Annotated in this window: 17 protein-coding genes; 8 read left to right on the top strand and 9 right to left on the bottom strand. The window is 74.0% G+C overall.

The features are described 5' to 3' along the window. Positions 1 to 92: 92 nt before the first annotated feature. The 3 genes from glpX (at position 93) to DEU31_RS11560 (ending at position 3,306) form a co-directional block, all read left to right on the top strand. A complete protein-coding gene (gene glpX, locus DEU31_RS11570; protein WP_010551846.1) occupies positions 93 to 1,085 on the top strand; it encodes a class II fructose-bisphosphatase in 993 nt (330 codons plus the stop codon). Positions 1,086 to 1,229: 144 nt separating this feature from the next. Beyond that, positions 1,230 to 1,931 carry an NUDIX domain-containing protein gene (locus tag DEU31_RS11565; RefSeq protein WP_062946654.1) on the top strand — a complete coding sequence of 234 codons (702 nt, stop codon included), beginning with the start codon at positions 1,230 to 1,232 and terminating at the stop codon, positions 1,929 to 1,931. 427 nt (positions 1,932 to 2,358) lie between these two features. Further along, the gene (locus tag DEU31_RS11560) at positions 2,359 to 3,306 is read left to right on the top strand and encodes a VOC family protein (RefSeq protein WP_126988706.1); all 948 of its coding nucleotides are present in this window, start codon (positions 2,359 to 2,361) and stop codon (positions 3,304 to 3,306) included. Positions 3,307 to 3,398: 92 nt separating this feature from the next. Here DEU31_RS11560 and DEU31_RS11555 read toward each other — a convergent pair whose 3' ends face one another. Together DEU31_RS11555 and DEU31_RS11550 are read right to left on the bottom strand one after the other, a co-directional pair. Beyond that, complete coding sequence (locus tag DEU31_RS11555) at positions 3,399 to 3,623, bottom strand: hypothetical protein (RefSeq protein ID WP_133677222.1); 225 nt, start codon at positions 3,621 to 3,623, stop codon at positions 3,399 to 3,401. After that, entirely contained in the window at positions 3,620 to 4,333 is a 714-nt protein-coding gene (locus DEU31_RS11550) for a DsbA family oxidoreductase (RefSeq protein ID WP_133677221.1), read from the bottom strand. The genes DEU31_RS11555 and DEU31_RS11550 overlap by 4 nt, the downstream gene beginning before the upstream one ends. A 320-nt stretch (positions 4,334 to 4,653) precedes the next feature. Between DEU31_RS11550 and DEU31_RS17330 the strand changes: the two genes are divergently transcribed. Both DEU31_RS17330 and DEU31_RS11540 read left to right on the top strand, forming a co-directional pair. Next, on the top strand, positions 4,654 to 7,131 hold the full coding sequence (locus DEU31_RS17330) for an ATP-binding cassette domain-containing protein (protein ID WP_166649486.1): 2,478 nt from the start codon (positions 4,654 to 4,656) through the stop codon (positions 7,129 to 7,131). Between the two features lie 130 nt (positions 7,132 to 7,261). Beyond that, positions 7,262 to 8,656, top strand: a complete 1,395-nt coding sequence (locus DEU31_RS11540; protein ID WP_010551840.1) for a UDP-glucose/GDP-mannose dehydrogenase family protein — start codon at positions 7,262 to 7,264, stop codon at positions 8,654 to 8,656. A gap of 294 nt (positions 8,657 to 8,950) precedes the next feature. Here the strand turns inward: DEU31_RS11540 and DEU31_RS11535 are convergent, their stop codons facing one another. From DEU31_RS11535 to DEU31_RS11515, 5 genes are all read right to left on the bottom strand, one after another. Beyond that, positions 8,951 to 9,478 (bottom strand): endonuclease domain-containing protein, encoded by a 528-nt coding sequence (locus tag DEU31_RS11535; protein WP_239639384.1) that lies wholly within the window; start codon positions 9,476 to 9,478, stop codon positions 8,951 to 8,953. A gap of 790 nt (positions 9,479 to 10,268) precedes the next feature. Further along, entirely contained in the window at positions 10,269 to 13,478 is a 3,210-nt protein-coding gene (locus DEU31_RS11530) for a YhgE/Pip domain-containing protein (protein WP_133677219.1), read from the bottom strand. A gap of 121 nt (positions 13,479 to 13,599) precedes the next feature. Continuing rightward, on the bottom strand, positions 13,600 to 14,520 hold the full coding sequence (gene gluQRS / locus DEU31_RS11525) for a tRNA glutamyl-Q(34) synthetase GluQRS (protein WP_053916277.1): 921 nt from the start codon (positions 14,518 to 14,520) through the stop codon (positions 13,600 to 13,602). A 187-nt stretch (positions 14,521 to 14,707) separates the two neighbouring features. Further along, complete coding sequence (locus tag DEU31_RS11520; protein ID WP_166649485.1) at positions 14,708 to 15,562, bottom strand: GNAT family protein; 855 nt, start codon at positions 15,560 to 15,562, stop codon at positions 14,708 to 14,710. 31 nt (positions 15,563 to 15,593) lie between these two features. Then, complete coding sequence (locus DEU31_RS11515) at positions 15,594 to 16,367, bottom strand: hypothetical protein (protein ID WP_010551835.1); 774 nt, start codon at positions 16,365 to 16,367, stop codon at positions 15,594 to 15,596. 236 nt (positions 16,368 to 16,603) lie between these two features. Between DEU31_RS11515 and DEU31_RS11510 the strand changes: the two genes are divergently transcribed. Then, entirely contained in the window at positions 16,604 to 17,140 is a 537-nt protein-coding gene (locus tag DEU31_RS11510) for a peptidylprolyl isomerase (RefSeq protein WP_010551834.1), read from the top strand. Between the two features lie 80 nt (positions 17,141 to 17,220). Here DEU31_RS11510 and DEU31_RS11505 read toward each other — a convergent pair whose 3' ends face one another. Together DEU31_RS11505 and DEU31_RS11500 are read right to left on the bottom strand one after the other, a co-directional pair. Then, entirely contained in the window at positions 17,221 to 18,408 is a 1,188-nt protein-coding gene (locus DEU31_RS11505) for a hypothetical protein (protein ID WP_133677218.1), read from the bottom strand. A gap of 160 nt (positions 18,409 to 18,568) precedes the next feature. Continuing rightward, positions 18,569 to 19,405: a VIT family protein gene (locus DEU31_RS11500; RefSeq protein ID WP_133677217.1), complete on the bottom strand. Its 837-nt coding sequence runs from the start codon at positions 19,403 to 19,405 to the stop codon at positions 18,569 to 18,571. Between the two features lie 216 nt (positions 19,406 to 19,621). On the opposite strand from DEU31_RS11500, the gene DEU31_RS11495 reads away from it, so the two are divergent. After that, positions 19,622 to 20,770 (top strand): crosslink repair DNA glycosylase YcaQ family protein, encoded by a 1,149-nt coding sequence (locus tag DEU31_RS11495; protein ID WP_133677216.1) that lies wholly within the window; start codon positions 19,622 to 19,624, stop codon positions 20,768 to 20,770. A gap of 118 nt (positions 20,771 to 20,888) precedes the next feature. Then, entirely contained in the window at positions 20,889 to 21,830 is a 942-nt protein-coding gene (locus tag DEU31_RS11490) for a rhomboid family intramembrane serine protease (RefSeq protein ID WP_010551831.1), read from the top strand. Positions 21,831 to 22,520 lie beyond the last annotated feature (690 nt).

Below are 22,520 nucleotides of genomic sequence, written 5' to 3'. Positions count from 1 at the left end.
CGTCAGGCACCGATCGGCCTGTCGCCCCGGCAGGTCAGGACGCCCGGCGCACGCATGCGACGACCCGCACTCGACGACGAGGGAGACCCCCGATGACCACGCCTGCCTCCACACCCACCGCCCCCGATCGCAACCTCGCCCTCGAGCTCGTGCGCGTCACCGAGGCCGCCGCCATCGCCGGCGGCCGCTGGGTGGGCGCGGGCGACAAGAACCGGGCCGACGGCGCCGCCGTCGACGCCATGCGCTCCTTCATGGACACCGTCCGGATGAACGGCACGGTCGTGATCGGCGAGGGCGAGAAGGACGAGGCCCCGATGCTGTTCAACGGGGAGCAGGTCGGCGACGGCACGGGCCCCGACGTCGACGTCGCGGTCGACCCGATCGACGGCACCCGCCTCACCGCGCTCGGCTACAACAACGCCCTCGCCGTCTTCGCGGTCGCCGAGAAGGGCAGCATGTACGACCCCTCGGCCGTGTTCTACATGGAGAAGATGGTGGTGGGGCCCGAGGCGGCGGAGTACGTGGACCTCCGCCTGCCGATCGAGCAGAACATCAAGCTCGTCGCGAAGGCGCTGGACAAGCCCGTCAACCAGGTCACCGTGTGCGTGCTCGAGCGTCCGCGCCACGAGGCGCTGGTGCGCGAGATCCGAGAGGCCGGCGCGCGCGTCAAGTTCATCATGGACGGCGACGTGGCCGGAGCCATCGCCGCCGCCCGCGGCGCCGGGGTGGACATGCTGCTGGGCACCGGCGGCACCCCCGAGGGCATCATCGCGGCCTGCGCGGTGAAGGCCACCGGCGGCATGATCCAGGGCCGCCTCGCCCCGACCGACGACGAGGAGCGGCAGAGGGCGATCGACGCCGGCCACGACCTGGACCGCGTGCTGACCACGGACGACCTGGTCACCTCCGACAACTGCTACTTCGCGGCGACCGGCATCACCGACGGCGACCTGCTGCGCGGCGTGCGCTACCGCCACGACCGCATCGTCACCGAGTCGATCGTCATGCGCTCCACCTCCGGGACGGTCCGCCTGGTCGAGGCCGAGCACCGCGCCGACAAGTGGGGCCGCTGGCTCTCCGAGTGAGCCGGACGGGCCGACGGGCGACGCGCCGGGGCGCGCGACCCGTCGGCACCTGTCCGTGCAGGTCACGCGCCTGCGCGGAGATTACCTGTGAGTCGCCCGACCAACTGGTGTCACAGTGACCAGAACCCCGCCTATCGTGGACGCATGTCCTCCTCGCCCCAGAGCAGCGTCCCCGAGATCCACGTCGCGGTCGACCTGATCGTCCTGACGCTCCGCGGCGGTGAGCTGAGCGTGCTGCTGATCCAGCGCGACGACGAGCCGCACAAGGGGTCATGGGCGCTCCCGGGCGGCTTCATCGAATACGGCGAGGACCTCGACGGCGCCGCCTACCGGGTGCTCTCCGACGAGGCGTCCCTGGGCAGCGGCGCCGTGCACCTCGAGCAGGTGCGCACCTTCGGCGCCCCCGGCCGTGACCCGCGCGGGCACGTCGTCTCCGTCGCGTTCATGGCCCTCGGCGCGGACCTGCCCGACCCCCTGCGCGGCGAGGATGTGGCCGACGCGCGCTGGTGGTCGATCGCCGACCTCGACGGAATCTCCCTCGCCTTCGACCACGCCACCGTGCTCGAGGCCTCGGTCGAGCGGGCGCGCAGCAAGCTCGAGTACACGACCCTGGCGGTGACCTTCCTGCCCGAGGAGTTCACGATCTCGCAGCTGCGCGGGGTGTACGAGAGCGTCTGGGGCCGTTCGCTGGACGCCGGGAACTTCCACCGCAAGGCCACCCGCTCCGAGGGCTTCCTGGTGGAGCTGGACCGCCACGCGGCGCCGACGGGCGGACGCCCGGCCCGGCTGTACCGCGCGGGCTCCGGCACCTCGCTCGTCCCCCCGCTGCTGCGCGCCGGGGACTGACCCGGGCCGGCGCTGCGACCAGCAGCCTCCCGTGTCGTCGACGGGCCGAAGGCGGTGCGAGCCGGCCATGTATGCACCTCGCCTCACCATCGGCCCGTGCGCGGCACCGCCGGCAGAGCGGCGTCCGGTCGACGGGACCTGAGTCCCTCGGGACGAGCCCTCGACGGGCCTACTGTCTATTCATCGCCTCCCTCCGGCAACGGGGGTCGAGGCGGGAGGACCCCGGGTCGGCAGGGGAGAGCGGACTCGGCACGAGGGCGGTGAGCAGTGCTCACCGCCCTCGGTCCTGCCCGGGATCAGGTGTGCAGTGCCCTCCCCGTCGCATCCGACGCTATGGCGTGGAGCACGCGCGAACAGTTAATGGTTGAAGTTTCTATCAGGCCGACGCATGCTGGTCCCGACGCCCCCGCCGCACGAAAGGCTCGCCATGACCGCCTCGCCCCTGACCTCCTCCACCTCCGCCCGGACCGTCGGCGAGCAGCACCTCTCCGCCGACCTCGCCATGGACGCCGTGACCCTGCGCGTCGGCGACCTCGAGCTGATGAGCTCCTACTACGAGAACGCCCTCGCACTGCAGCCGATCGAGGAGCGCGCCCGCGTGGGCGGCGAGGTCCACCGCGTGCTCGGCCGCGGTGACGTCCCCTTCTTCCGCCTCGTCGCGACCCCGGGGCTGCCCGGCGTCGACCCGAGCCAGGCGGGCCTGTTCCACACCGCGATCCTCTTCGAGGACCAGGCGTCCCTCGCCGGCACCGTGCTGCGCGCCGCGCAGGACCCCCGCTCCCGCTTCGCCGGCACCGGCGACCACCTCGTCTCCGAGGCCTTCTACTTCACCGACCCCGAGGGCAACGGCATCGAGCTGTACTGGGATCGCCCCCGCGACCAGTGGCAGTGGACGAACGGCCAGGTCGCGATGGACACCCTGTTCATCGACCCGAACAAGTACCTCGCCGAGCACCTGACCGACGAGGTCGGCGCCACCCCGGGCATGCGCCCCGGCATCGTCGGCCACGTCCACCTGCAGGTCGGCGACGTGGACACCGCCCGCCGCTTCTACGTCGACACGCTCGGCTTCGAGACCACGGCCGGGTCCCACCCGGGCGCGCTCTTCGCCGCCGCAGGCGGCTATCACCACCACGTCGCGATGAACACCTGGAACAGCCGCGGCGCCGGCCCGCGTGCGACCGCCCTGGGTCTCGCCGACGTGGCGATCACCCTCCCCGACCGCGAGGATCTCGATGCGCTGGCCGCCCGCCTCAGCCGCGCGGGCCTCTCCTTCGCCGACACCGGCCGCTCGGTCCGGGTCGAGGACCCGTGGGGCACCCCCGTCACCCTGAGCCTGCCCGGCACCGACACCGAGGAGCTGCTCGCCCGCTGAGCACCCGCGGACGCGGAGCCGCCGCACACAGAACGGGACCGACCCCTCCGGAGGTCGGTCCCGTTCTGTGTGGAGGTCGTTCGGGAGTCGCGTCAGTCGCAGCTGCCGTCGGCGTCGCAGACCTGCCCACCCGCGTAGGATCCGCCCAGCAGCGAGGAGAGGGAGGTCAGAGGCTGCGGCGCGGCCTCGGGCTCGGTCGCCTCGGATCGGACGGTGCCGGCCTGTGCGGCGTCGGGCTGTGCGGGGTGGGCGCTGCTCGCGGGGCGGAGGGCTGCCTCGGCGGCGGCGTCGTCGTGCGTGCGGTCGGTGTCGCTCATGCCTGCTCCGCCTCGCCGCGCTCGGCCCGCGCTTCCTCGGCGATCTGTCGCAGCGCCTGACGGAAGGCGTCCGTCGGCAGCGCCCCGGGCGCCGTGTACTTGTCGTTGAACAGGAAGAACGGCACGCCGCGGGCGCCCATCGAGGCTGCCTCTCGCACCTCCGCCTCGACCGCCTCGTCGTGGGCGCCGCCCTCGAGCGCCTCGCGCGCGACCTGTTCCTCGAGACCGGCGGCGACTGCGCGGGAGAGGACCACGTCGGCCTCGAAGGGGTTCAGCGCGCCGGTGAAGTAGCCGCGCTGCAGCTCGAGGAAGAACGTGGTCGCGGCGTCGGCCCCGTGCGTCGCGCCGATCGCCTGCATCACGCGGTGCACGCCGCGGGTGTTCGCCATCGGCCGTTCGGTGGAGTACTCGCGACCGATCTCCTCGGCCATGGTCTTGATCTGCGCCTCCATCTCGCGCACCTGCTCGGCCGGCATGCCCTTGGCGCGCACCAGGTGCTCGATGTTGTCCTGCGAGCCGCCGACGGGAGAGGTGGGGTCGAGCTCGAAGGAGTGGGCGCGCACGTGCACCTGCCCGGTCAGGCCCTCGGCCTCGATCGCGTCCTGGAGGCGGGACTCGCCGATGTAGCACCACGGGCAGACCACGTCGGTCCACACGTCGACCGTGATCAGCGGGGCGGCGTCGGTCGGGGCGTCCTGGGACGTGCTCATCGGATCCTCCGGGTGGGGCGGGTGCGGCCGGGGCGCGAGGAGCGCAGGCCGACGGGGTGGTGAAGATGGTTCCTTGAAAACTGTACTGATGGGCTCCGGGTGCGGCCAGGGGAGCGCGACGAGTTTCGCTCGCGGCGCAGGCGCAGGCGCAGGCGCAGGTGCGGGAGCACGGGGAGGTGCGTGCGCGGAGCAGAGGCGGGCGGAGGCGCCTGCGCGGGAGCGAGCCAGGGGCCGACCGTCGGCGTCGCGATGCCGTGATGCCACACTGGAGGACGCTCCGCCGCCGCGCGGAGCGACGGAGACGAGCAGGAGACGAGCCGATGACCGCGCACGCCACCCCCGAGCAGCCGGGCCCCGAGCCGGCCGACGCGCCGGATCCGCACGACCCCGCGGCCGGGACGGTCTCGGAGAGGCCCTCGCCGCCCGTGTGGTCCGCGGCCGAGGCGCACGACGTCTGGTCCGAGCAGGGCGCCGACGGCGGCGCGGGCGCGCAGGACTGGCTGCAGGGTCCCGTGGAGCCGCGCCCCGAACCGCCCACCGACGAGCTGCCCGTCGCCGAGCCCGCCCCGGAGAGCTCCGCCCCGGCCGCACCCCTCGCGGCGGCGCCCGACGCGGCGACGGACCAGATCGACGCCCCGACCGCCCCCGACGTGGAGCCCGACCGCGACCCCGAGTCCGGCGAGCACTGGCACGTGGTCGACCAGCCGCTCGGCGCCGACCCGCAGAGCGCCGACACGCAGAACGCAGACCCGCAGGTCGCAGCACCGCAGCCCGGTGCCGCGCAGGCCGGCACCGTCCCGTCCGGCATGCCGCCCGTCGCCGGCGCCCCGTCGACGCGGCCCGCCGAGGACCACGCGCTGCCCGCCGACGCCCGCCGCGACACCGCAGGAGCGGACCCGCGGGACGGCAGGACCTCGGAGGACGGCGGCGCCGCCGCGCAGCGGATGCCGCATCGTCCCCCGCACCGCCCCTCGCAGCCCGGGGCGACCGCAGCCCACCACGACGAGGCCCCCGCCGCCCCTTCCCGCCCGGCCGACCTCGCCCCCGCGCCGCCCGCCCGCCCCGGCGGCACCCTCTCCGCCACCCTCGAGCTGCTCGCCCCGCACCTGCGCCCCCAGCGACCCGCGCTGGCCACGGGCGGGATCACCCTGGTCCTCGGCACGATCGCGCTGGCCCTGGCACCCCTCACCCTGCGCGGCGGCCTCGATGCGGCCAGCAGCGCCGGCGCCGGCCCGTCGGCCGCCCTCCCCGCCGCGATCGGCCTCGCCGCGGCCGCACTGATCGGGGTGGGGCTGCGCGCGATCGCGGCCACGTCCCTGGACGGCGCCGGCTCCCGCTCCGCGACCGGGCTGCGCTCCCGCCTGCTGCACCACCTCCACCGCCTCAGCCCCGGTCGGGACATCGAGGACCTCGAGGGCGCCGCCACCCCGCTGCTCGAGGACGTGGCGAGCCTGCGCGAGCTCGTCGGCCGTGCCGGACCGCGCCTCCTCGGCGCCGTGATCGCACTGGTCACGCTGCTGATCACGGTGCTCGTGATCGCCCCGGCCCTGGCTCCCGTGCCGATCCTGGCCGCGGTCCTCGCCGCCGTGGTCAGCATCCTCGCCGGGCGCAGCGGGACACGCCGCGAGACCGCCGCCAGGACGGACGCCGCCGCCCTCGCGGACACCGCCCAGGAGCTCCTCGCCGCGACCCGCACCGTGCAGTCCTACGGCCTCGAGGACCGCGCCGCCGGCACCCTCGCCGAGGTCGGGGCCCGTGCCGCCCGCTCCCGCTCCGCCGCCCGCCGCGGCCGGGTGCTGGGCCTGGCCGCGCACTCCCTCGTCGGCGCGGCCGGTGCGGTCGCCGTGCTCCTGCTCGCCGGGGCGCAGCCCGGGGGACCGAGCGCCGGCGACCTCGTCGTCGTGCTCGCCGCGACCCTCGCCGCGGTCCCGCTGGCCGGCGCGATCGTCCGCTCCCGCGCCGAGATCGCCGCCGCCGTCGCCGCCGCGTCCGGGCTCTCCGACCTCCTCTCCCGCACCGCCGCGATCGGCGAGCCGCCCCGCACCCTCGGCGTCGGCCGCCTGCGCGGCGAGGTCGTGTTCTCCGCGATCACCGCGCACTCCGAGCGCGGCCCCCGCTTCGACGGCATCTCCGTCGTCATCCCCGCCGGTCAGCGCGTCGCGCTCATGGACCGCAGCGGCGCCGAGGCCTCCGCCCTGCTGTCCTACCTGCTGCGCTTCGACCAGCCCGAGACCGGGCGGGTGCTGCTGGACCGCTACGACACCCGCTCCCTGTCGCTGGCCGACCTGCGCGGCGCCCTCGCCGTCGTCCAGCGCGAGCCGGCGCTGTTCTCCGAGACCGTGCGCGAGAACATCCGCGCCGGCCGGCCCGAGGCGGACGACCTGGAGGTCGCCGAGGCCGCACGCCGCAGCGGCGCCGACGTCCTCCACTCCGAGCTGCCGAACGGCTACGAGACCCTGCTGGTGCGCCGCGGCGCCGCGCTCACCGACGGGCGCCGACGACGCATCGCCATCGCCCGCGCCCTGCTGCGCGATGCGCCCGTGGTGCTGCTGGACCGCGCCGACGCCGAGCTCGCCCCGCGCGAGCGCGCCGAGGTGCTCGCCGCGCTCGATGCGCTGGGGGAGGGCCGCACCGTGCTGATCCACAGCCGCGACCCCGAGACCGTGCGCGGCGCCGACCGGGTGCTGTGGTTCGAGGACGGCCGCCTGGTCGAGGACGGCCACCCCGACCGCCTCGCCGACGACCCCGACAGCCGCCTGGCGACCTGGCTGCTGGAGGCCGACGACCCCGAGGCCTGACCCGCGCCCCGCCGGGCACCTGCTCCTCTCCTGCCCTCCATGCCCGCGACACCTCGATGACACCTGCGCCTGTCACGGTGACAGGGACTCGTCCGGGACCGGCCGCGGCCGCCAGTGGGAGGGAAGCGCAATGATCGTCTCCGTCATCGGTGTGGGATATCTGGGAGCGGTGCACGCCGCCGCGATGGCCGAGCTCGGCCACGACGTGATCGGCCTGGACGTGGACTCGGGCCGCGTCGCGGCCATGCAGGCGGGCCGGGCCCCCTTCCACGAGCCCGGCTTCGAGGAGATCCTCCGCCGCGGCCTGGCCGCCGGACGTCTCCGCTTCACCACCGACTACGCCGAGATCGCCCACGCCGACGTGCACTTCCTGGGCCTCGGCACCCCGCAGCGGGCCGACGGCTTCGGCGCCGACCTGCGCTCCCTCGAGGCCGCCGTCGCCTCCCTCGCCGCAGTGCTGCCCGCCCGCGGCGGCGCGCCGACCCTGGTCGTCGGCAAGTCCACCGTCCCCGCCGGCACCGCCCGCCGCCTGCGCGTCCAGCTCACCGCGGTGCCCGGCGCGGACCTGATGTGGAACCCCGAGTTCCTGCGCGAGGGCTTCGCCGTCCAGGACACCCTCGCCCCCGACCGTCTCGTCTACGGCGTCGCCGCGCCCGGCACCCCCGCGGCCGACGCGCAGATCGCGCTGCTGGATGCGGTCTACGCGCGGCTGATCGCCGCCGAGGTGCCGCGCCTGGTGATGGGCTTCGAGACCGCGGAGCTGGTGAAGGTCTCCGCCAACGCCTTCCTCGCCACGAAGATCTCCTTCATCAACGCGATCGCGGAGCTGTGCGAGGCCACCGGCGGCGACGTCACCGACGTCGCCCGCGCGATCGGCATGGACGACCGCATCGGCGGGAAGTTCCTGCGCGCGGGGATCGGCTTCGGCGGCGGCTGCCTGCCCAAGGACATCCGCGCCTTCATCGCCTCCGCCGAGGACCTCGGCGTGGGCGAGGCGCTCGGCTTCCTCCGCGAGGTCGACGCCGTCAACCAGCGCCGACGGGTGCGCGTGGTCGAGCTCGCCCGCGAGCTGCTCGGCGACCTCGCCGGCCGACGCATCACCGTGCTCGGCGCCGCGTTCAAGCCCGACAGCGACGACGTGCGCGACTCCCCGGCCCTCGAGGTCGTCTCCCGCCTGATGTCCGCGGGCGCCCATGTCACGGTCACCGACCCCGAGGCCCTGGACAACGCCGCGAAGCGCGTCCCCGGCCTGGTCGGCGAGGCCGACACCGAGCAGGCGCTCGCCGGCGCCGAGCTGGTGCTGCTGCTGACCGAGTGGCGCGAGTACAAGGGCCTGGACCCGGTGCGCGTGCGGAACCAGGTCGCCGCGCAGCGCATGATCGACGGCCGCAACGTTCTGGACCCGCGGGCGTGGCAGGACGCGGGCTGGGATATCCGCTCGCTGGGCCGCGGGACGGGACCCGCGACCGGGACCTCCGCCGTCGGCGGCCCCGCCGTCCGTCCGGACCTGCCGATCCCCGCCTGACCGGCCGGGCCCGGCCTGGCCTGCCGATCCCCGCCTGACCCGCCGCGTCCGGTCTGGCCTGCCGATCCCCGTCTGACCCGTCGCGTCCGGTCTGGCCTGCCGATCCCCGTCTGACCCGTCGCGTCCGGTCTGGCCTGCCGATCCCCGTCTGATCCGTCGCGTCCGGTTCGTCTGACCTGAGGAGGATGGACGGGTATTGGCGTGCAGCGTGCCGGTACGCCTATATAGGCATAGAGGTCCGCGCTGCGCCATGACCCGACCACGCCCGCCGCCACACCCCATGAGACGGCACGTTCAGGAGGCGAGGGGGCGGCGGTGCTCCCGTCGGCGGAGGATCGTGAGCAGCAGCTCGGAGGTCCGCTCCCATTCGAGGAAGACCTGTTCCCAGGTCAGCCTCGTCACGGTGTAGCGGCGGGCCTGCAGCTGCAGATCCCGTGCCCGGTCCAGGTGGTACTGGCGGGGGTTGTCGTGGAACTGGACGCTGTCGCACTCGATGATCCAGTTCTGGCCGAGCTTCAGGTCCACTCGTCCCACGCCCGGGACGACGACCTGAGGCGTGACCGGCACGTGCAGCGACTCGAGCCACCAGCGCACGGCCGTCTCGGTACCGGACTCGGCGAGCGGGGAGACACGGGCGAGCTGCCTCCGTCGGGAGGAGGGGAGACCGGAGACGATCCGCTGCGCCACATGCCAGGTCAGCAGCCCCTTGTTCAGCGCCGATTCGAACAGGATCGCCGCGTCCCGAACGGGGAGGCACCTGCCGGCGTGCTCGAGCGCCAGCTCGAGCTCGGCGACCGGATCGCGATCCGGCCAGCTCCGCATCTCACTGCCGTGCAGGATGAGCGATGTCGACCGACCAGAACCCGTTGGGGCGCGAGGACGGTAGACGTGCTCGCCGGCGTGGAGAGGGATCCACAGGCCGTGGTGCCGCGCAGCGCTGACGCAGGTCGGCCGCACTCCCTGCTCCAGAAGTGCGACAAGATTCGCCGGCGCCGTGCTCCGGACGTACCAGCAGTCCACCCTCTGCATGAGACCGCGCCGGAGGAATCGTCGGCGCGCCGCCTCGTCGATGCCGACAGTGCGCAGGTCTGAGCGATGGATGATCCCTGGAATCTGCATCGCCTCAGTACAGCCACGACATGACCGCTGTTGCGGAGCGGGGGCGGCGATGTGGACGAGGGAGGGCTGTGGAGGGGAGGTGCGGTGAACCGGCAGGGGCGGAGCCGAACAGGCCGAGGAGCAGGGAACCGGCAGGGGCGGCCGGGCCGATGGGGACTCAGGGCTCGGACCGACGTCGCCGAGCCTCGACGGAGGTTGCCGACCGATAATGCGGCGCCGTGGGTGACCGGGCGGAAGGGGGCGACCGGGGGCAAGAGGACCAGTGAGGGCAGGTGCTGAGGTGACGGGTATTGGCGCAGGGCGTACCACTACGCCTATATAGGCATAGTGGTACGCCCTGCGCCATGACCTGACCACGCTCCCGCCGGGGCACCGGGCACGGGGCACGGGGGGGGGCACCGGGCACGGGGCACCGGGCCGCCGGGCGCTTGGGTGCAGTGCCTGGCCTGTCGGGACCGACCCGGCGCGGCTGTCAAGGCGAAGCGCCGGCGCCTCAGGCGCGGGCGGCGGAGCCCGTGGAGGTCTCGGGCTTCTCCTCGTCCACGCCGTCCGGTCCGCCCTCGTCCGTGCCGAGCGTGCGCAGCGTGCGGCGCCGCTGGACGACCGCGCCGAGCAACCCCAGGACGACGCCGACCACCAGCCAGCCCGACAGCCAGGCGAGGTCCCCGGCCGGGTCGATCCAGCCCCCGCCGATCGCTCCGCGGAAGGCGTCGACCGCATGGGTCATCGGCAGGTACGGGTGGAGCATCTGGAAGAAGCCCGGCAGGGTCGGGACCGGGTAGGTGCCGCCCGCCCCGGAGATCTGCAGCGCGATCAGCACCAGGGCGACGAACTTCCCGACCGGCCCGAACAGGGCGCCGAAGCCGTGGTTCAGCGCGACGAACACCAGCGAGGTCAGCCCCGCGAGCCCGAACATCAGCGGCAGGTCGTCGATGGTGAGGCCGATCAGCCAGTGCAGAGCTCCGACGGCGATCAGCGTCTGGACGAGACCCAGCAGGAAGGCGGGGATGAGCCCGCCTGCCAGCAGTCGCACCGGCCCCGTCCCGCGCGCCATCGCTTCGGAGGAGAACGGCGGCATCATCAGGAAGATCGCCATGCCGCCGACCCACAGGCTGATCGCGAGGAACAGCGGAGCGAGGCCCTCGCCGAAGCGGCCCAGATCGTTCTGGCGCTCGAAGCTCATCTGCACCGGGTCCGAGGCGGTCCCAGCGAGCTCGCTGCTCTCCTCGTCGGTGTACGAGGGGACGTCGTCCTTCGAGTCGGCCAGGCCGTCGGCGAGCTCGGTCGAGCCGTCGTCGAGCTTCTCGGCGCCGTCGTCGAGGTCGGTCGCGCCGTCGGCGAGCTGCGTCGCGCCGTCGTCCACCTGGCGGGCGCCGTCGGCGAGCTCGGCCGAGCCGTCCGCGAGGGTGCCGGTGCCGTCGGCGAGCTGCTGCGCCCCGTCGCGGGCCTCGCCCGTCTTGTCGGCGAGCGTGCCGGCGCCGTCCCTGAGGGTGCCGGTGCCGTCGGCGAGCTGATCCGCGCCGTCGCGGGCCGAGCCGACGCCGTCGGTGTACTGGGTGACGCCGGAGGCGAGGTCCTGGGCGCCGTCGCGGGCGGTGCCCGTCGCGGCGGCGAGCTGGTCCGCGCCGGAGGCGACCTCGCGGGCGCCGGAGTTCAGACGGTGGATGTCCTGCACGCCCTGGTCCAGGGTGCGGTACGCCTCGGGCAGCGCGAGGGCGGCGGTGCGGGCCTGGTCGGCGAGCTCGCCGGCGAGGTCGGAGGCGCTCTGGCCGGGCTCGGCCGACGGGACGGCGGAGGCGAGGTCGTCCCGCGCCGTGCCGAGGTCGCTGCTGAGGGTCGAGGTGTCCTCGGCGATGGTCGAGGTGGTGCCCTCGAGAGCAGCGGCGCCCTCGGCGAGTGCAGAGGTGGTGGTGGAGAGGGTCTCGATGTACTCCTCGATATCGGAGGCGGCGTCGCTCATGCCCTCGGCGGTGTCGGCGACGTCGGTGGAGGTCTCCGCGGCGGTCCGGGCCAGGCGGTCGGCCTCGGCCGCGTCGGCGGTGGCGGTCTCGGCGTCCTCGCGGACCTTCTGCGTGGTGCCGGCGAGCTCCTCCGCCTTCTGGCAGACGGCTGACTCGGCCGCGGAAGGCTGCTCGGCCCCCTCGCCGCCCCCGTCGGACGCCTCGCCGGGGCCTCCGCCGGCCTCGGCGCAGAGTCCTGCGAGCTCGTCGACGCCGTCGGCGAGCTCCCCGGCGGAGCCCTCGGAGGTCTCGGCGGACTGCGCCGAGGTGGAGGTGGCCTCGGCCGCGTCCTGTACGGCCTGGTCGAGGGTCTCGACGTCACCGGCGATCGACTCGGCGCCCTCGCGCAGGGTGCGGGCGTCCTGGGCGCGATCGCCCGTGGACTCGTCGAGGTTCCGGGCGGTCTCGGCGAGCTCGCCGGCCTTCTCGTCGAGGCTCTCGGTGGTGGCTGCGATGGTGGCGGCGGCCTCGCCCGGGGCGTCCAGCAGCTCCGGCATCCCGTCGATCGCGCGCTCGAGGTCGTCGATCGCGGTGACCAGGTCCTCGCTCGTGGCCTGGACGCTCTCTTCGGTCACGCCCAGCTCGCGGGCGCGCTCGGCGGCGTCGGTGACGGTCTCGTCCAGCTGCTGGGTGCCGTCGGCGACCTGTCCCGCCCCGCCGGCGAGATCGCTCGCCCCGGTCGCGAGCTGTTCGGCGCCGCCGGCGAGCTCGTCCGCGCCGCTGCGCAGCGGCCGCCCCTTCTCGTCGAGGGTCGCCAGCCCGCCGGAGAGCTGCTGCGCACCGGCGTCCAGGGTCGCGACGCCGTTGCGCAGCGTGACCGCGCCGGAGGTGAGCTGATCCAGCCCGACCACGAGGTCGAGGCTGCCGGAGTGCAGGTCGACCGCGCCCGCGGCGAGCTCGGCGGACCCGTCCGCGAGCTGGCCGGTGCCGTCGGTGAGCTCAGCCGTGCCGTCGACCAGGTCGCCGGTGCCGTCGTGGAGATCGCTCGCTCCGTCCGAGAGCTCGGCGGCGCCGTCGGCCGCGTCGACGATCCCGTCATGGATCGTCGTGAAGCCGACGTAGATCTTGTCGAGGTACTCCTCGAGCACCGAGGCGCGCAGCGCGTCGGTCAGCGCGGTGCCGACGGACTTGGAGAAGTTGCCGCCGACGTAGTTCACCGAGTCGTTCGTGCTCACGGTGATCATCGCGGGGGCCGCTTCCATCGCGTCGCCGCCGAGCGAGGCGATGTTCTCGGAGAAGTCGGAGGGGATCGTGATGGTGGCGCCGAAGGTGCCGTCGGCCAGGCCGCGCTGCGCCTCGGCGGGGGAGGCCTCCACGAAGTGGTAGAGGTTCTCCTGGTCCTTCTCCAGCAGGGTTTCCGTGAACTCCTCGCCCACGTCGATGTGGGAGACCTCCCCGTCCGGACTCTCCGCGTCCGCGCCGGTGTCCTCGTTCACCACGGCTGCGGTGATGTGGTTCAGGTTGTTGCTCGGGTCGATGAACGACCAGGTCATGTTGCCGGAGTAGACCAGCGGCACGAGGGCCAGTCCGGTCACGAACAGCGCCGCGATCGGCTTCTTCCACTCCCGGGGCAGCAGGGCGACCGCGCCCCGCCCCGCGGCGGACGCGCCCCGCCCGAGGGCGGCACCGGCGGTGCCGAGAGCGGACAGGACGGCGTGCAGCGCGGAGGAGAGCGCGGTGAGGAGAGCACGGAGGTATCGCATCACACGGCGACGATACATCCGTGTATCGAGTTTTGTTACCCCCTCTGTGATGAAGTGTGGCGGGAGGAACCCGGCCGCTCCCCCCGGCTCCGATCGGCCGACGGGGCCCGGCCCGGGCGGCTCAGGCCGGCAGATCCACCACCCACGGCCGACGGGACATCCCTGCCGGGTCCCAGGCCTCCAGCAGATCGGCCGCGGAGCGGCAGTCCGGCACTCCCAGCGAGTCCCCGATCCGCTCGACGACGTCGGCCGCGCTCTCCCCGGCGGCGAGCCGGTCCCGCAGCGTCACCGCGCCGTCGCGCTTGGCCAGGCGCGCGCCCGCGGTGTTCAGGGCGAGCGGGACGTGCGCGTAGGTCGGCTCGGGCAGGCCCAGCAGGTGCGCGAGATGGGCCTGGCGCGGGGCGGAGCTGAGCAGGTCGTCGCCGCGGACCACCTGGTCGACCCCGGCCGCGGCGTCGTCGACCACGACGGCGAGGTTGTAGGCGACCACGCCGTCGCCTCGGCGCAGCACGAGGTCGTCGACCGCGCCGCGGACCTCGCCCTCCCAGAGGTCCTGCACGCTCCACTCCGTCACCTCGGCGCGCAGCCGCAGCGCGGGTTCGCGTCGTAGCTCCCGCATCCGCTCGCGACCGGCCTCGCGCTCGGGGGAGGAGAGGTCGCGGCAGGTGCCGGGATAGGCGCCGGGCGGGGCGTGCGGGGCGCTCGGCGCCTCGAGGATCTCTCGCCGGGTGCAGTAGCACTCGTAGACGAGGCCCTGCGCCGTCAGGGAGCCGATCGCGGCCTCGTGGTCCGCGCCGCGCTCCGACTGGCGGACGACCTCGCCGTCCCAGTCCAGGCCCAGCGCCGCAAGGTCCTCCAGCTGGCGCTGCGCGGCGCCCTCCTGCACTCGATCGAGGTCCTCGACCCGCAGGTGGAAGGCGCGGCCGGTGCGGCGCGCGAGCACCCAGGCCAGGATCGCGGTGCGAAGGTTCCCCAGGTGCAGGTCGCCGCTGGGGGAGGGGGCGTAGCGGCCCGCCCCGGGGCCGGGCGTGGCAGCAGGCATGCGCGTCAGTCTAGGGAGGAGGGCCGACGAGTCATGGCGCGTGGCGTGCGGGTAGGCCCATATATCCGTACCGGCACGCCACACGCCAGTACCCGACCAGGGCCTCCTGGCCGACGTGACCTGTGGGCAGGGCCGGCGTGGTGCGAGGGGTGGGGTCGGGCCGGCGGGGGTGCGGGCGCCGGCGTGATCAGATGGTCGCCGACGGGTCCAGCAGCAGGAGCGCGTCGTCGGCGCGCCCGCCGGGCACAGGGCGGTCCGGCGGAGCTGGGCGGAAGCCGAGGCGCGCGGCGAGGGCGAGCGAGGCCGTGTTCCCGCGGTCCGTGATCGCGACGATCTCGAACGGGACCGTGCGGTCATCCTGGGCTGTGCTGTCGTCCAGGGCTGTGGCGTCGTCCAGGGCTCTGCCGTCGTGCGTGCCCGTGTCGCTGCCTGCCGCGTGGGGGCCGCGCCGTGCCCCTGCGGGCAGCGCCTCGAGCACCGCGCGCATCGCCTCGGTCGCGACGCCGCGACCGGTCACCTCGGGCGAGAGCCGCCAGTACGCGCTCAGCATGGTCCTGGCAGGGGCGGCGGTCGTGGCGCCGGAGCCGTCGGCGGCGCCAGGAGCGGGGCCGTGGGTCCGGCGTGCGTCCGTCGCCCGGTCCACGTCGCGCGCGAGCGGGACAAGACCCACCACGCCCAGCAGGCCGACCGGAAGGTCGGCGCCCTCCCGTGCCCGTACGGTCAGGTGGCCCGCCCCGTGGCGCTCCCAGCTCTCGCGCCACTGCGCGAGCACCCAGCGCATCTGCGCCGGGTCGGTCAGCGGCTCCGTCGAGTCCTCGACGAAGGCGCGCGGATCCGCATGGAGAGCGAACAGCTCCGCTTCGTCGGCCTCCGTGACCGGCGCGAGCCGCAGACGCTCCGTCCGGATCCTGCCGACCTCGCGACCGCTCGGTCCGCCGACTCCGCACGCACCACTGTGCTCGCCGGCGTCCCCGGACGCGCCGACGGCGCGGCGCTCCTCGTCCGGGGACGGGACCGCCGCGCCGTCGGGCACGTGCGTCACGCGAGTCGTTCGCGCTGGCTGGGGCCTGGGATCAGGCGTCGCCGCGGTGGTTGCCGCGCTTCTCCTCGTCGGCCGTGGCGGCTTCGGGATCCGAGTCCACCTTGACCTCCTTGGGGGTGGTGTCCCCGCCGTGGGAGTCGCCCTTCAGGGCGGAGGCGACGTCGCCGGCGTCGGCCGAGCCGACGGTGTCGGAGACGGTCGAGGAGTCGGACTCGGTGCCCGCCGAGGCGGGGTAGTGCGCGCGGGCGAAGTCCGCGGGCGGCGCCCACGGGTCCTCGACCGGACGGGTCTTCTGCCAGGCGATGTAGCCCGCGGCGGCACCGGCGGCGGCCAGGCCCAGGATGAGCAGCACCTTGCCGGCGCGGCCCTTCTTCTTCTGCGGGGTGGGCTCCACGATCGCGGAGCGGATGTCGCCCTGGCCCTTGTCGAGCTCCTTGCGCGCCGCGTCGACGGCGGCCTTGAGCACGGTGCCGGTGGTCTCGGCGGTCTTGCGGGCGCGGGGGAGGTAGTCGTCCTCGAGGTCGTGGCGGAGCTTGTCCGCGCGCGGACCGAGGTTCTGCGAGAGCTTGTCGCCCTGCTCGCGCAGCTTCTGCTGCGCCTCGGGGACGTACTGGCCGTACAGGTCGGTCGCCTTCGAGCGGGCCTCGCGGGCGCCCTCGGACACCACCGGACCCACCTGGGCTGCGAGCTTCTGCAGCTCCTCGACGGCCTTCTGGGCGTTCTGGCTGGACGCGCCAGCGGCCTCGACGGCCTTCGAGGCCTTCTTCTTGGCCTTCTTCGCCTCGGCCTTGGTTCCAAGCGCCATGGGGTTCCCCTTTCGGTCGAATCCGTCGGGTCGGGCCGACGGTGGTCCCTGGGCCGGGGCAGCCGACGACTGCCACGACCCGTGTGGCACAACCTTAACGCGACCACCCCGCGGCGTTCACAGCGGATGCGGAGTCGCGGAGGATGTGCCAGGCCGCGGCGATGTGGAGGATCGGTCCGGTCCGCGCAGCGTCCGTGCGCACGGCCTGCGCGCACGGTCTGTGGGAGGATTGCGCCATGTTCGCAACTCTGCACACCAACCACGGGGACATCCGCATCGAGCTGTTCCCGCACCACGCCCCCAAGACGGTCGAGAACTTCGTGGGCCTCGCCGAGGGCTCCAAGGAGTTCTCCGATCCGGAGACCGGCGAGAAGGTCACCCGTCCGTTCTACGACGGCGTCGTCTTCCACCGCATCATCTCCGGCTTCATGATCCAGGGCGGTGACCCGCTGGGCACCGGCACCGGCGGCCCCGGCTACACCTTCGACGACGAGATCTCCGAGAAGAACTTCAACGAGCCCTACGTCCTCGCCATGGCCAACGCCGGCACTCGCCGCAACGCGCTGACCGGTCGCCCCTCCGGCACCAACGGCTCGCAGTTCTTCATCACCGTCGGCCCCACCCCGCACCTGCAGGGCAAGCACACCGTGTTCGGCGAGGTCGCGGACGAGGACTCCAAGAAGGTCGTCGACGAGATCGCCGCGGTCAAGACCGACATGCGCGACCGTCCCCTCGAGGACGTCGTCATCGAGAAGGTCTCGCTCGAGAAGTGACCGGACGGGCGTGCTGAGCGCCCCCGGAACGACGCCGCCGGCGTCGCCGCATGTGCGGCGACCCGGCGGCGTCGTGCGTCTCAGGAGAAGGTGAGCGTCGCAGTGATCGGGTCCTCGACCTGCTCGAAGTCCTTGTCGATCACCTGGGTGAAGCGGGGCGAGAGGGTGAGCGTGGCGGAGCGCTCGTCCGCGGGGATCGTGAAGGTCGCGATGTGGGTGCCGTGGCTGTCGTAGAAGATCTGGTCCGTGTCCTGCGCGGGACGCAGCTCGGTGCCGTCCTCGAGGGTCAGCTTGGCCTCGGTCCGGTCGACGACGTTCGAGGAGAAGTCCATCTGCCAGTCCAGGTCCACCACGAGATGGAGCTCGTCCGCCGCTGCCCAGAACAGGTTGCCGCCGTAGTCGACGGTGTCGATGTATGGGGTGAGGAACGCGCTCTTCACCGTGCCGCGCACGGACATGACCCCGGAGACCCAGCCTTCGTCGACCTCCGTCTCGACGATGCCCGCATCCGTGACCTCGACGCCGAGCTCCCGTTCATAGAGCGACGGGGAAGGGGTGACGAGGATCGAGCCGTCCACGAGGGAGATCTCCGAGACCCCGTCGCGGATCTCGGCGCGCAGCCCCATCGCCTCGGGCGCGGGGTTGCGGTCCACGATCGCGAGCACGATCCCGCTGCGCTCGGCATCTCCCTCCGCGACCTGCGGCACGTGGATGTTCGTCGTGTTCCCTCCGTGCGTGATGTTCAGCGTCGTGGAGTTGTGCGTGAAGACCGCGGGCTGCCACTCGGAGTCGGTGGACTCCCAGGCGGCGAGGAGGAACTGCTTGCGCTCGCCGGGGAGGATCGTCTCCACCGCGGTGCCCTCCTCGGCGTCGTCGGCCGCAGGGGGCTCCTCGCCGGTGAGGGCGGTGTAGTCGGCGGCGGTGAGGCTGTCCACGAGTCCGCTCGCGGTGACCGTCGCCTTCACTCTGGGGGCGAGCAGGGTCTGGGATGCCTCGAGGCGGGACATGAGTCGGCCTGCGACCGCCTCGTCGGTGACGTCGGTGGGCTGCAGGTCGACGACCGCGCTGGTCGCCGGGTTCGCGGCTTGCGCGGCGCCGTCGGCCGCGCCCTCGTCCGCCTGCCCCGCGGCGGCATCGCCGCCCTTCTCGTCGTCCGTGCCGCCGGGGAGGAGGCCGCAGCCGGCGAGGAGGAGGGTCGGTGCCGCGAGCAGCACGCCGCGGCGGGCGAAGGGCGTGGCGGGGCGGCGGGAAGGGCGTCGGGTCGTCATGGCGCACTCTCGTCAGGGTGTGGAAAAGGGATGCCCGTCGAGGCTACTCATCGGACACCTGTCCGGAGGGGCCGTGCTCCGCGAGGTGACCAGGGGCACGACGGCCCGGCACCGCGGGAGGTGCCGGGCCGGGGCGTGAGCCGTGGGGCGCTCCGCGCGGTCAGCCGATCGCGACCCCGAGCGCCGCGCCGATCCCGTAGGTGACCAGGAGCGCGAGCACCCCGCCGATGATCGTGCGCACGGTGGCGGTGCGGGCGTCGGCCTGGCCGAGGCGGGCGCTGACCACGCCCAGCAGCGCGAGCGCGACCACGACGGCGACGAGCGTCGCGGGCAGGCGCAGCACGGGCGGGCTGGCGAGGATCGCGAGCAGCGGGATGATCCCCCCGAGGGTGAAGGAGAGCAGCGAGGCGAGCGCCGCCGACAGCGGCGAGACGACGGTGCCCTGCTCCACGCCGTGGCGGAAGCGGGTGTGGGCGGTGAGCGCGTCGTGGCGCTCCATCGAGTCGGCGACCTCACCCACCACGTCGCCCGGGATCCCTGACTCGGTGAGCGCCGCGAGCAGGTGCCGGTGCTCGCCGGCAGGGTCGGCGGCGAGGTCGGCGCGGGTGCGCGCGATGAGGGCGCGGTCGGTGTCGCGCTGGGTGGAGACGGAGACGTACTCGCCCATCGCCATGGACAGCGCGCCTGCGACCAGCGAGGCGAGTCCCGCGATCAGCAGCCAGCGGATGTCGGTGGTGGCGCCGGCGACGCCGACGGCGAGGCCCGCGACCGAGACGATGCCGTCGTTCGCTCCGAGCACCCCGGCGCGCAGCTGGTTGATGCGGTCCGAGCGCGTGGTGCGGTCCTCGGAGTGGTCACGCGAGACGGAGGTGCGCGGGTCCCGGTCGGCCGACGGGGCATGCGCATCGGCGGGCCCGGCGGACGACGCGGCGGGGGCGGGGGTGTCGGGGGAGTCGAGAGCGGGCGGGCGGCGAGGGGGCATGTCGAGGAGGCTCATGCCCCGAACCTACTCTTTGGACTAAATCCAATCAAGCTAGGGGAGGCTAGCCTGACCTCCAGGAACGTGGTGAGGGTAGCCTCTCCGAACCGGTCCCTGTCGGGTCCTCCGAGCCTGTTCCCGCCGGCTCCTCCGCACCGGTTCCCGTCGGCTCCTCCGACAAGGTCTCCCGCCTTGCCCCTCCTCCTCGCGGCGTCCCCGCCCTACCCTCGAGCCATGACCCCGCGCCACCTCGCCGGCCATCGCCTCGTCGCCCAGGGCCTCGTCGGTCCGCCCCGCAGCGAGGACCCCGCCGAGATCGCGCGCGCCTTCGCCGCGAGCCAGGGCCAGGACCTTCCCGGCGTCCTCTCCTCCCTCGTCCTGCGCAGCGGCGGCAGCATCGACCCCGTGCTCGCCGCCTTCGACGAGGGGAGGATCGTGCGCGGCTACCCGATGCGCGGCACCGTCTTCGCCGTCGCCGCCGACACCCTCGCCTGGCTCACCGAGCTCTGCGTCGCCGGCCCCCTGCGCGCCGCGATCGCGCGCCGCGGCCAGCTCGGACTCGACGAGGCGCAGGTGGACCGGGGCCGCGAGGTGCTCGAGCGGGTCGCCGCCCCGCACTCGGGCCCCGGCGGCCGGGGGACCCTGCGCGCCGAGCTGCGCCGGGCGTGGGAGGAGGCGGGCCTCGCCTGGGAGGGCGGCCGCGGCTACCACCTGCTGGCCGAGCTGATCTCGATGGGCGATGCCTGCTATGGGCCCTGGCGCGAGGGCGAGACCGCCGTGGTGCACGCCCCGACCTGGCTCCCCGCCGGCACCGACCTCGAGGGTGCCTTCAATGGCGACCGCACCGCCGCCGCGGCCGAGCTCGCCCGGCGCTACTTCACCAGCCGCGGCCCGGCGGGGGAGCGGGACCTCGCCTGGTTCTCCAAGCTCCCCCTCGGCCTGCTGCGCGAGGCGCTGCCGCAGGTCGAGGCCGAGCTCGAGAGCGGCTTCGCCGACGCTGACGGCCGCCTCCACACCACCGCCGAGGCCGCTCGCGGCGGGGACGGGGAGCGGCTGTTCTGGCGGCCCGGCCTGCGCGAGGAGTACCAGGCGCTCGAGAAGGAGGCTATGAAGGAGCTTCTGCTGCCCGGCTTCGACGAGCTCGTGCTCGGCTCCCGCGACCGGCTCTACCTCATGGACGAGGCGCGTCACGACGCGATCACCCCCGGCAACAACGGCGTCTTCCGCCGCACCGCGCTGCGCCGCGGCGAGGTCGTCGGCACCTGGGCGCGCAAGGGCTCCGGCGCCCGGCGCCGCCTCGACCTGACCGCGCTGCGCCCCGTGAGCGAGGCGCAGCGGAAGAGGTTCGAGCGCCTGTTCGCCGCGTTCCCCGCCGTCGGCTGAGCGCCTGCCCGCCGCCCCCGGCCGGAGCACCCCGCCCTCGACACCGCTCCCCGGAAGGGCGCTGCGCCCCGCCGGAGTGCCCCGGCTCCCTCCAGCCGCCCGTGGTGGAATGAGACCCATGGACAGACCCAGCTACGGCTACAGCGCCGCCGACGCCCCACCGCCGCAGGGCCCCGTGGGCGGCGGGCCGCAGGAGCAGCCGGTGTGCCCGCGCCACCCGGATCGCGTCAGCTACGTGCGCTGCAAGCGCTGCGACCGTCCGGCCTGCCCCGACTGCCAGCGACCCACCGACGTGGGCGTGCTGTGCGTGGACTGCGAGCGGGAGCTGGCAAGGGCGCAGGCCTCGACCCGGCCCCGCACCGCGATGGGCGGGCGCATGCGCACCGGCGCCCCGGTCGTCACGTACACGCTGATCGCGCTGTGCGTGCTCGCGTATCTCGGACAGATGGTCGCTCCGCAGATCGTCGAGCAGCTGGGCATCTTCGCCCCCTTCCGGGCGCTCGCGATGCCGTGGACCTTCCTCACCGCGGGCTTCCTGCACGGCGGGATCATGCACCTGGCGCTGAACATGTACGCGCTGTGGGCGATGGGACAGTTCCTCGAGCGGTCTCTCGGCCCCGCGCGCTTCGCCGCCATCTACTTCGTCTCGATGCTCGGCGGGCACACGGCGGTGTACGTCCTGGCCGATCCGATGGGGTACTCCTGGCTGACCGGCACCGTCGGCGCGAGCGGCGGCGTGTTCGGCCTGTTCGCCGCGGCGTTCATCGTCAACCGGCGCATGGGCGGGCAGGTCGCGCAGATCGGGGTGCTGATCGCCCTGAACCTGGTGATCACCTTCACCGTCCCCAACATCTCCTGGCAGGGCCACCTCGGCGGACTCCTGCTCGGCGCGGCGCTCACCGCGGGGATGTACGCGCTGCGCCCCAAGGCGGTGGCGGGTCAGGACCGGCAGGCCCTCGCCCGCCGCTCCGCCATCACGCACGGCGCGCTGGTGGTCGCCGCCGTGGTGCTGTGCGCGGTGCTCGTGGCGGTCAAGACGGTGCTCCTCCCCGGCCTCTGACCGGTACTGCGCGCGGCCTGTCCGTGGTTGACCGCGCGCGGCTCCTCCGGGGCCGACGGCGCGCGGCTCGAGCGCGGGGGCGCCCCTCCCGCCTGTCGGCCCACTCCTCCCGCACGACGGGGCGGCCCCTCCGGGCCGCCCCGTCGTTCGTCCTCGGGCCGTTCGCCGGCCGGTTCCCCCCCCAGGGGGCTCTCCGAGCCCCCTACGGGCCCTCGCTCCCGGGCGTTCCTCCGCGCCGTGCTTCGGGGCGCTCTCCGGGGCGACCCCGGCAGGTCGCCCGGGCCGTGCGCGAGAGCCCTGTCACGACACGGACGGAACTACACCGGTGTGGTTTTCCCCAGCTGTGGATCGCGCTGTGGATAACTCGCTCCTGCATTGGGGATGACGCGTTCTGGCTGTGGACAACTGCCGATGTGCTGTGGACGGACAGTGGGGACAGCGCAGGTCCATACACCGTGGATGCGGGGTGCGCAGACGTTCTCGACCACTGGGCGGAGATGATCCAGTGCCGAGGAGCGCGCGCAAAGTCCGATTCGAGCGCCCGACGGAAGCCTCATGACCTGCAGTGATTCCATGGAGTGCGAAGGTCGCCGGTGGGCTGCGGAGCGGTGCCGCGAGGATTGGTCGTCGCGCCGGCGCAATGCCGCGACACGCCCGGGACGACGCTCGTACGTGCGGAACTACAGGGAT

It is taken from the genome of Brachybacterium sp. AG952 (assembly GCF_004362645.1).
GTDB classification, from domain to species: domain Bacteria; phylum Actinomycetota; class Actinomycetes; order Actinomycetales; family Dermabacteraceae; genus Brachybacterium; species Brachybacterium conglomeratum.
The sequence above is the reverse complement of the archived record's forward strand: the minus strand, read 5'-3'. Positions and strand labels throughout refer to the sequence as shown.